Genomic DNA, 1,141 nt, shown 5'->3' on the forward strand with positions numbered 1-1,141 from the left:
TTTTTTTCAGTTAATATACCATTTTTTAAGTTGCTAATAATATAAGGAATATTTCCAGAAGGATAAGCAATTACAGCTGTTTTTGTTGCCATGGCTTCTATAACTGTTCTTGCAAAGCTTTCATCTGCTAAACTCGGCATTATAAAAACATCTGATATTAAATAATAGACTAATGGATTATTTATTCTACCTTCAAATTTGACAAAATCTTCACATTTATATTTCTTACAAAATTGTTTTGACTTTTCCAAATCCTTTCCTGTTCCTATTACAAACGCATATAACTCTGGAATGTCTCTTTTTGCTTTGTTTACAGCCTCTAAAAAATCAAAAATCCCCTTTCCCTCATCAATTTTTCCAACGAAAAGAACAACAAATTTATCTTTCACATTAAATTTTTTTCTAAAAAGCTTTCTTTTTTCTTCATTAAAAATAAAATTTTTCTCTAAAAAATTTGGAATAACTGCTATTTTATCTTTACTTACGCCTTCTGACACTAATTTTTCTTTAACATAATCGCTCACAGCAATAACTTTATACACTCTTGGAAAAATAAATTTTTTTATAAAAAATGGCTGTTTATTTGTCATGTGTCTGAATAAAACTGCTTTTGCCCCTGAAATCCATGCAGTTATAAATGTATTAATATATTCATTTCCATTGTTTCCTATTACAAAATCTGGTCTTATTTTTTTTGCAAATTTAATCAATTTATAGGTTGATATGGGAGATAGCTCACCATTTATAGAAATATAGAGTTTTTTTTCAGCATCTAACTCTATATTCTTATCCACAAAGCTATCTTTTGAGATTGCCGCAAACAAATCTACTTTATCTTTTAATGAGTTTATAAAATGAATAGAATGGGTTTCTGTTCCGCCCGGATTTTTATTTGGATTTCCATTTATCCACAATATTTTCATACTAATACACCAAGATTTTTCTTATAAAATCTGGTAAAGATATTAATTTGTTTCCTTCAACAAAAATTCTATTTATAGAATATTGTTTTTTTATGCCGTTGAATTTACCTTCCTTTGTAGTAAATGCATATTTATACCCTGCATTTTTAACAATTTCTTCAATTTTTTCGTCTTTATCACCATATGGATAACAAAAAGTATCAATTTCTACCCCTAAT

2 protein-coding genes are annotated in these 1,141 nt (G+C 27.1%); both read right to left on the reverse strand.

All coding sequences use genetic code 11. The features are described from left to right. Positions 1–923, reverse strand: a 923-nt coding sequence (locus HG1285_RS00520; RefSeq protein WP_008289645.1) for a glycosyltransferase family 4 protein, incomplete at its 3' end; no start/stop codon positions are given. 1 nt (position 924) lies between these two features. After that, the coding region (locus HG1285_RS20430; protein WP_008289646.1) for a polysaccharide deacetylase family protein at positions 925–1,141 on the reverse strand (217 nt) is incomplete at its 5' end.

Source organism: Hydrogenivirga sp. 128-5-R1-1, assembly GCF_000171895.1.